General features: G+C 42.3%; 5 protein-coding genes and 2 pseudogenes. 2 read left to right on the forward strand and 5 right to left on the reverse strand.

Translation table 11 applies throughout. The features are described 5' to 3' along the window. Positions 1–224 (reverse strand): annotated as a pseudogene (locus tag A5N85_RS15980) (hypothetical protein); the annotation flags it as partial. Positions 225–427: 203 nt separating this feature from the next. After that, the gene (locus A5N85_RS17495; RefSeq protein WP_115305846.1) at positions 428–583 is read right to left on the reverse strand and encodes a nitronate monooxygenase; all 156 of its coding nucleotides are present in this window, start codon (positions 581–583) and stop codon (positions 428–430) included. A gap of 141 nt (positions 584–724) precedes the next feature. Here A5N85_RS17495 and A5N85_RS00790 point away from each other — a divergent pair, with 141 nt between their 5' ends. Together A5N85_RS00790 and A5N85_RS00795 are read left to right on the forward strand one after the other, a co-directional pair. Then, positions 725–1,855: an ABC transporter permease gene (locus tag A5N85_RS00790; RefSeq protein WP_072575513.1), complete on the forward strand. Its 1,131-nt coding sequence runs from the start codon at positions 725–727 to the stop codon at positions 1,853–1,855. Between the two features lie 34 nt (positions 1,856–1,889). Then, a complete protein-coding gene (locus A5N85_RS00795; RefSeq protein ID WP_072575514.1) occupies positions 1,890–3,326 on the forward strand; it encodes an efflux transporter outer membrane subunit in 1,437 nt (478 codons plus the stop codon). Between the two features lie 998 nt (positions 3,327–4,324). Here A5N85_RS00795 and A5N85_RS00800 read toward each other — a convergent pair. From A5N85_RS00800 to A5N85_RS00810, 3 genes and pseudogenes are all read right to left on the reverse strand, one after another. After that, positions 4,325–5,122, reverse strand: a complete 798-nt coding sequence (locus A5N85_RS00800; RefSeq protein WP_072575515.1) for a pilin — start codon at positions 5,120–5,122, stop codon at positions 4,325–4,327. Positions 5,123–5,236: 114 nt separating this feature from the next. Then, positions 5,237–6,214: a dipeptidase gene (locus A5N85_RS00805; RefSeq protein ID WP_072575516.1), complete on the reverse strand. Its 978-nt coding sequence runs from the start codon at positions 6,212–6,214 to the stop codon at positions 5,237–5,239. Between the two features lie 759 nt (positions 6,215–6,973). After that, positions 6,974–7,579 (reverse strand): annotated as a pseudogene (locus A5N85_RS00810) (YjiH family protein); the annotation flags it as partial.

Consider the following 7,579-nt stretch of genomic DNA (forward strand, 5'->3'; position numbering starts at 1 on the left):
CMAAAAAAATGCATACCGCACTTTTGGGCTGTTTTCAAGGTGGATATTGAGTTAACGTTGTATGTATTTTTTAGGCAATTGACTATAGCATCTTCGCCAATTGCTGCCCAAGCCTCTAGTTCTAAAGGATGATTAGCGGTTCCAATTGCTTTAGTACCTACTTGATGCAGGGCGCTTATTTGTTCGCGAGTTAAACAGTTAAAAGTAAAGCCCGCAATAGGCACAGGATTTTCTAATAATATTTGGGTAGTGGTTTGAAAAGTATGCTAACCATACTCTTACAAAAAATATTTCTTTTAATATATTGATATTTAAATATTTAACTACCATTGGATTATTTGATAATATTCCAGCATACTTTCCAAACCACTACCAATATTTGAAATTGGGATTGAAAATCTGGTGGTGCAGGTAATTTAGGTTCAATCTATTGTTGAATATAAAGACTAGATAACCATGTTGACATTTTATGGGTATAGTTTCTGCCCTGTTCAGGGCTAAGTAATCCTGCGGCAAGTGACCCTAGCCCTCCTGCCTCGCTAACCGCAACGACTAATTCTATCGTGGTTGTGCCTCCTGCCATTAGGGGGGGGGGCTTGAATAATAGGTAATTTCAAGCCAATCATTATTGATTAGAAATTTTTTTGAGATAATAGATATTACTATCACCTATTTAGAAAAATCATCTTATTTGTTTATCAAATAGCATCGGGAGCGATTGGCTATGCTGCAATCTCTTAAAAATATTTGGACGCTGACGCTAAAAGAGTTTCAGAGTTTATTATCAGATAGAGCGATGCTGGGAATTATTACGATTATTTTTACTGTAGCAGTGATTGCGATTACCAATGGCGTGAGTATTGATGTGAAAAATGCGACAGTAGCAGTGGTTGACCATGATAGAAGCCCTTTATCACAGCGAATCACATCAGCATTATTATCGCCGTATTTTCAGCCGCCTGTGTTATTTGAGGATATGGCAGAGGCGCACGCGGCAATGGATAAGGCAGAGTATATTTTTATTATGGATATTCCGCCGCATTTTGAGGAAGACGTGTTAAAAGCGCGGCATCCTGCCATTCAAATTACCGCTGATGCCACGGCTTTGAGCCAGGCCGGAGTAGGCTTTGTATATTTACAGCAGATTATCAGCGAAGAAACTTTGCGTTATTTTCAGCTCGCCAATCCCGCGCAATTTCTGCCGATGAAACCAGTTATCAACGTTTCTTTTAATCCGAATACGGATAGCCGCTGGTATTTAGCAGTGATGAATGTCGCCACGTTTACCTTTATGTTGGCGATGCTTTTGGTGGGAGCTGCGGTCATTCGTGAACGAGAACGCGGCACGATGGAGCATTTACTGGTGATGCCAATAACGGCGAATGAAATTGCCGCCGCTAAAATTATTGCCAACAGCACCGTAATTGCCTTAGCTGCGCTAGCGTCAATGCAGTTTGTGGTGAAAGGCATTTTAGCGATACCGATTAGCGGTTCGTTAGCGCTTTTTGCACTGGGCATTATCGTCTTTTTATTCTCGGCGACAGCACTCGGTGTGTTACTCGCCACCACCGCGCCGACCATGCCGCAATTTATCTTGCTGATGTTGCCAATGTATATTGTGTTGCGCTTGATTAGTGGCGGAGAAACGCCACTTGCCAGTATGCCGAATTGGTTACAAACCGTCAGCCAAGCCTCGCCGATGACGCAATTTGTCGAATATTCTTCTGCGGTATTATTCCGCAATGCCGACATCACCCTTGTGCAAAAACCGCTATTCATTATGGCGATGATGGGCGTATTATTTTTGGTACTGGCATTAAGCCATTTCCGCTCTATGCTGGATAAGCAAGGCTAAAGATGTGCTACGGTTTCAATGAAAGGAATGTCTTATGAAAAAAATATTACTGCTTTCCGCGCTCATCCTAAGCGCTTGCCAATCACCGAATGCACCGCCTTCCACGGATAGTAAGGTGATATTGCCCGCCAGTTTTACCGCTGCACCGGATAATCCAACACAGACCGACATCCGCACTTGGTGGCAGCAGTTTAATGACCCAACACTCAACCGCTTAATTACACAAGCATTGGAAAATGCACCCGATTTAGCGATTGCCCGCTCACAATTAGAAAAAGCAGAGGCAACCGCGCGATTAGCCAATGCTGATACTGGACCTCTATTAGGCGCAGGTGTATCAGGCACAATGGCAATGAGTCATTTGGATAATCCTCTTTCAAGCGATACTCGAAAGGTTTTACAACAGGTAGGAAGTGATTTGGGTAGTAATCCGCTGTCTCAAAATGGTGCAGGTTATCAAATGGGCTTATCGGGAACTTGGGCACCTGACTTTTTTGGCAAAAAACAAAGCGATGCACAAGCAGCAAAATACGGGGCTTTGGCAGAGGTAGAAAAAACACATGGTGCGCAATTATTGTTAATCGCCACGTTAGCACAACATTATGTCAACGCACGCGCCTTAGAAGCGCAGAAAGTCGTTTTGGAAACAAGCGATAAAGCCTTAGCGGATTTGGTTCGCTATGCGAAGGGACGTTTTCAAGCCGCACAAGCAACGCAGTATGATGTCGATGATATCAGCGCCAAACGCAGCGCCCTGCAAGCCAAAATCGCCACTTTAGATACACAACGTGCAAATGAAATCGCGCAAATTGCCGCACTTATCGGTACGCCTGATATGACTTTTCCGCCTGATAATGGTAAGATTTTTACCCATTTACCTCAAGCACCTAGCGGACAATATCCCGCCGACTTAATCACTCGTCGTCCAGATATTCGCGCCTATAAAGCAGCCATTTTGGCGCAAAGTGCGAAGCGTGAGAGTGCGGCAGCCGATTTTTATCCACGTTTTACGATGAATTTTGGTTTATTAGAAGGAAAAATTCATTTGAACGGAGATTTATCAGGTGCGCGTTTAGGCGGTAACGGTGGATTACTAGGAATTGGTATTGAATTACCGATTTTTACCAACGGACGCTTGCAAGCACAACTTGATCGTGCCGATGCCGATTTAAAAACCGCCGTGCTTAATTATGATAAAGCCTTATTAGAGGCATTAACGGAAGTGAATAACAGTTATCGTCTTGCCGCCGCGCTTAAAAAACAGGGCAATAAACTCGCAACTACAGAAAAACAGCAACAAAAACAAACCACCGATGCGCGCGCTTTGTTTGAATATGGCAGACAAACGTTCGACAAAATCGCAACCGCACAATTAGCCACGAACGATACCGCAGAAATGCGGATTAAAAATCAAAAAGGACAAGCACTGAATTTAATTCGTTTATATACCGCGCTTGGCGGTGGCTGGTAAATATTTTGCTGATAAAGCATTAGCAAAATATAGACAACTTCTCAAAAATGCATACAACGTTAACTCAATATCCACCTTGAAAACAGCATTCTATATACAAGTACTGTATACATTTTTTGGAAGCCCTGCTATATAGCTAAATGTCTCTCACTCGCATACAGCGTTAGCTCGTTTGCCATACTGAGGTTGGCTATCTGTGGTTCTTCAGTTCGTATGCAAGCTAAACCCATTCAGCTATAATCCAAACAATCATTTTTGGTCATAAAACCCTTTTTTACCCGCTCTTTAACAACCGAATAAAAAACAAATACTTGTAACAAGCAAAAAAACAAAAGGTCAACCAACAAAAAACCTTTAAAACCCTTGTGGCAAGTGCATCAAATCGAATAAAATTCGGGTTCCCCGCCGCATAGGCGGCTTAGAAATCGTCAAGTCCGTAAACATGATAGAACGCATTGTTCCCCGCCACATAGGTGGCTTAGAAAGAACACAGCAAACGCTTACGCGCTGAGAGTGCGTTCCCCGCCGCATAGGCGGCTTAGAAATAGACCAGCACCTGATGTAGTCATCATATATAGCTAAATGTCTTTAACTTACATACAGTGTTAGCTTGTTTTGCCGTACTGAGGTTGGCTGTCTGTGATTCGTCAGTTTGTATGCAAGCTAACCCCATTCAGCTATAAAAACAAGATATTTTGAGACCTTTGCAAAAAAATATAAAATACGGAATTTTGCAAAGGTCTCATTTTATCAATCTTACTTAGCGTCTCAGGCGGTAAGTGGTGTTTTTTTCTAGCTGAATTAACGGTATTTGCGTAAAATGCTCTACAGCAGGCGGGATGTGCAAGTTGCTTTTTCCTGGCTGGTGTGGCGGAAGCAACTTGCAATAGCTTCAATGAGCGGTGTAATAGCAAGTGTGTAAAAGCAAATCAAACTACCATAAGAAATGAAAGTATCGCTTAGATATGGCTATCTCTACGCGATAATTGACTGATTGATTAAAAACATTTTTTTGGTTTGTATCTTTCTGGGAAGTCTTTGCTAGGATCGCATTGCCAGCCTGTAAAATTAGGGCGAGTGATTAGGGTTTCTGTAAGTGCATGATTACGTAATGGCGATACTGCGTTATGGTTAAATTCTAAAATAATCTGATTTTTATCGTTTTTTCCATTGACGGTTATTTGATAAGGTTCATCATTTCCTGTCGGGATATTAAGTGTTTCAGGGAAATAGCCGTTGTTGCGAATGTAGTTCTCAACGGTTTTTTGTGCATCTGTGAGACTTACCATTGCTTGTTCAACAGATTTTCTTCCATTGTAATAATCCATGACGGATTGAGAAAATTGCATAGCTAAAAATCCAATGGCGATTAGGAGGATAAAAAGAATGAGATATTTAAAGTTGGTACTAAGCGCTGATTTGAGTTTGCTGGGCTCATGTTTTAGCGCTGAGTTATTTTGGAGTTCTTCTTGGATGTTTTTGAGATTTTCTAATTGGAAGAGACTGCTTTTAGGATCGGAATAAAAACTTTCATCTATATCTACGAAAACGTCTTTGATAGGAGAGACAACCGGAAGTTCACTATTTTCATAGTCATCTTTGTTAAATCCGTTGGCTTTGTCGTAAGCAGCACGACGACGTGGGTTGGTGAGTTCTTGCTCTATTTGGCTAAGAATCATGGTATAGTCGCCTTGACGATCTAGGTTTCTTATTTTTTCTATTGCATCAATAATTTGTCGCATGGTTGCGCGTGGCGTTAATCCCAAAATATGATAATAGTTATGTTTGTTAACCATGTTTTCTTTCCAATCCATTAGATAAATTTAATTATGCCTGATTTTTTAGGAATTACCAGTCTTATAAGAAGCTTCTGTAATTTTATTATGCGTTTTTCTATGGCTAATCCGTATCTATCGCCATACGCGTTGGATTAGGTTAAGGATGTTTTCTTTTAAAATAGCATTGATTTGGCTATCAGTGTAGTTGAGTTGTGCAAGGGCTTCTGCAATGGCGATAAAGCTTTCGGGAGCAATGTATTTTCCTGATAATCCGTGGCCGGGAATATAACCTGCTGATACTGGCCACCAGTAGTTACGGTCAACGGTTTCTGGAATATCGGGTCGACCATCATCGTAGCAATAATCTAGCCCAATAGCCGTTTTTTCAACGCCAATAAGGCTGGCAACATGCTCAATCATTGGAATGAGGGATTGGGGGTTGAGTGCTGGATCACCGACAAATTTGCCAACGCCGTTTACGGCAACTAAGCCATCGGTTTTGCCTACAGCCGTGATAATAGCATCAGAGATATTTCGTCCATGTTCGACAATCGCGCGAGGATTGGCATGGCTATATAGCACGGGATGTCCGTCGCTAACTTGGCAGATATCAAAAGCGGTTTGTTCGCTATTGTGGCTGAGGTCCATTAGGATACCATTCTGATGAATGGCGTGAACAATGGTTTCTCCTAATGGGGTTAGCCCTTGTGGGATGTCGTGAGCGCCGCCAGCAATGCTGTTATTACGGTTATACGCCAAATGAATTTGTCGGACGCCTAATTGATGATAAAGCGCGACCATATCGGGGTTCTCTAAGAGTGGAAGCGCGCCTTCTAAGTCGAAGGAAACAGCAAGTTTGTCTTCTGCAAAGGCACGCGTGATATCGGCATAGGTTTCTGCTTGAATCAGCCAATCGTTTTCGGCAATTTGACGACGAAAACCGGCAATGACAGGAAAGATTTGCGAAATGGGATTCATATCCATACCAACGTTCACAGAAACGTAGCGAACGCCAGCATTGTAATGACGGCGAAGTTGATGGAAGTCGGTATCGCCATGTAGGGGTAAGCAACTGTGGCAATCGGCGAAGCGGTTAAGGGTTGTGGACATATCAATTCCTTTTATTATTTAATGCGTAGGGCTATTTTAGCATTTAAGGTTTTTTCATTTTGGGACGAAAGCTGCGCTTGGGGTCAAAGTCTTTGCTTTTAATTTTGCTTATATTATCTAAAGGTGGGGCAATTTCTTGGGCTTCACGTAGTTTAGAGAGAAAGTCGGTGAGGCAATGCTAAAGATTATCAGTGGGTAATATGATACCAAGTTAGGCAAGGCATGGATTTTCATAAATGACAGGGCGGTAGTAGCGGAGTTCGTCCAACCAGATTTGCTGAAAAAGTAAAATCGGATGTCAATCTGATTGGGTTTGAAAAGGGTTAAGCAGTCTGGATGATTTCTTGTTGGCGGGGATGCACAGGTAATGCGCCCATAGGAGAGTGGTAATATGGCGAAAAGGGGCGTCCTTGACGGATCATGTCGTAACATTTTCCGTCGGATAATTAAGCAATATTGCCGTATGCATAGCGATGCTTTCCGGGCTTTTCAATTTTTACAATATTGTCTTGGGTAAATACGCCGTAGTCGGGATGAGAGTAGATTTGTCAGCCATGATGTCCAATATAGAGCGCACCGCAGTGGAGGAGTTGGGAGAGTCCGCTATTTTTGCGTGGATTGTTTTTAGATAAATATTCTGGATCAAATAATGTTTTTGTTGGCGGAAGGCTGGATTTTTTCGATGATAGATGAACTTTTCATCGCGATCGTAAATCGCGACGTAAGTATCGTAGTAATCATGAAAGTTGCTTAGAGTAATCATCTAAAGACGAGATGCGTGGCGATAGCAACTAACGGAATCGCAAAGAGGGTTCGAATAAGGAAAATCACTATCAGTTCCCAAACTTTAATTGGAACTTCAGACTCTAACATGGCATTTGCAGATTCGGTAAAAAAAATAATTTGCACGGTTGAGAGAACGCATACAAAGAAAATTGCAGCAGGTGCGGCATTTGCGCCAGCTATCAGAATGGCAGGTAAAGCGAGTTCTGAAAGGGTTATCAATACCGTAGGCGCGATTTTGCCCGCATCGGGTAATTGCATGAGTTCAATATACGGTTTGATGATAACACCTAGCCAATCAAAGATTGGCGTGTAAGTGGCAATAATGAGCGCAATAATGGCGATAGAAACGACGTAAGAAACAATTTTTACCCCGAATAACAGTGCATCTCGCACACCATTTATCCAGTTTTCTATTTTGAGTGTAGAGGCACGAGTAGCAGCGCCTACTATGGCGCGACGCAAAGCGGTGCTATTGCGTGCAAGAGCTTTTTCAAGTCGTGGTGTGCCGTCAATATAAGTATCGGGTTTTCGAGAAATCGGCGGAATGCGTACCATAATCATTGCTAGCAAGAAGTTCAC

The sequence above is a fragment of the Suttonella ornithocola genome (assembly GCF_001889065.1).
GTDB classification, from domain to species: domain Bacteria; phylum Pseudomonadota; class Gammaproteobacteria; order Cardiobacteriales; family Cardiobacteriaceae; genus Suttonella_A; species Suttonella_A ornithocola.